The 1,536-nt window shown below is 66.1% G+C and carries 1 protein-coding gene and 1 pseudogene; one reads left to right on the top strand and one right to left on the bottom strand.

Annotation, left to right across the window (positions count from 1 at the left end; all coding sequences use genetic code 11):
- A pseudogene (locus LH128_RS26720) lies at nt 1-675 on the bottom strand (TetR family transcriptional regulator); the annotation flags it as partial.
- Between the two features lie 321 nt (nt 676-996).
- Between LH128_RS26720 and LH128_RS26715 the strand changes: the two are divergent.
- Nucleotides 997-1,536, top strand: a 540-nt coding sequence (locus LH128_RS26715) for a tyrosine-protein phosphatase (RefSeq protein ID WP_008832816.1), incomplete at its 3' end; no start/stop codon positions are given.

Here is a 1,536-nt window from a genome sequence, read left to right as displayed (position 1 = left end):
TTCGGCGACGGCGCGGTGAGTGAGGCGGGCGAGCCCGTCCTCGTCGATGATCCTTGCGGCGGTTTCCACGATGCGGGCGGCCGTCTCGTCTCGGTCGGGCAGCACGGGCATCGAGCGCAGGGCCGCCTCGCGCGCGAATTCGCGCCAGGGCGCAGCGGGCAGGGCAGTGCCGGTCAGCCATGCGCCGAGCGTACGGGCGGTTTCGTCGAGCGCGGCGCGGTCGACCAGGCGCCGCCAGCGGATCATGTGGAAGAAGCTCTCGTTCTCGAACACGCGCTGCGCAACGATGCTGTCTGCACCTAGGCCGAAGCGCCGGCCCGCCTCGCTCCAGAACCGCTGCCACAAGGCGGCCCATTCCCGCGCCGCATCGCCGAAGAGCGGGGACTGGTGCGCAAGCAGCTGGCATTCGCGCCAGGCGAAGGCCAGCCCGCGCTGCTCCTCGCACCAACCGTCGGTGATCTGCGCAAAGAATCCTGCGAAGGCGGCGGGCGACGCGTCCAGCCCGTCGAACTGGCGGCACTGGCGGTCGCACCACAGCTTCGCCTCGACCAGACACTGCCGCTGCGAGGCCAGCAACAAGTGTTCCAGAGACCCGAAGTGATGGTAGATCGAGGAGACCGGCGCTTCGGTCAGCCCACTGATCCGGCGGGCGGACATACCCGCTGCGCCGAGCATTTCCCATTGCCCTGTGACTACGGTGATAAACCGGTCGAATGACGATGATTCCGCGGCTTTCATGGCGCTCATGATAGTGAAGGCCCGACTGGCTGTCCCGCTCCCGTAGCAGACAACGCGCCTGCGATCGAGCGATACCCGCGTGTTGCGGCCGTTGTGGTATTGCCGGAAAAGTGTCATTCAACGGACATACATTCGTTCTATATGCCACGACCGAGGAAGACATCGTCGGCATCGGCACGCTGTTCCACAAGAGGTTCCGCCTTCCGGCGCGCGCTACCTGTTCGGCGTCCTCCTCCATTACTGACCGGGACAAATACCATGCGAAAGATCACCGCGACTGCCTTGCTGACCGCTCTGCTGCTGACAGGCTCGCCCGTCGTGGCGCGGGAGCTGGCGACGCTGACCCGCCTCGATGCTTCGACCGTGGAACTGAAGCGCGACGATACTGCTCCGGTAGCGGTGTGGATCAGCGCCGACACCGTGCTGGACAAGGGCGACCAGCGCTTTGCCGCCGCCAGCAAGGACGGCGTGCTGAAGCTGCCGATCGCGGCGACGGACCGGCGCTACGTGATTCTCGAAGGGAAAGGCGGCAAGGGCCGCACCGTTGTCGCTGAGCGCGTGCTGCCGTTGGAGCAGGGCAGCAACTTCCGCGATGTCGGTGGCTACGTCACCAAGGACGGGCATACGGTGAAGTGGGACAAGGCGTTCCGCTCGGGCGCGATGCCGCTGCTGACGGATGCGGACTATGCGCTGCTCGGACAGCTAGGCATCGGCAACGTCGTCGACTTGCGCTCGATCGAGGAGCGCGAAATCGCGCCGGACCAGCTCGACGATAAGGTCGGCGCGCTGTTCATCGCC

The sequence above is a fragment of the Sphingomonas sp. LH128 genome, assembly GCF_000293195.2.
In the GTDB taxonomy this organism is placed as follows: domain Bacteria; phylum Pseudomonadota; class Alphaproteobacteria; order Sphingomonadales; family Sphingomonadaceae; genus Novosphingobium; species Novosphingobium resinovorum_A.
Note: the sequence above shows the minus strand (reverse complement) of the source record. Positions and strands in the feature narration are given on the sequence as shown.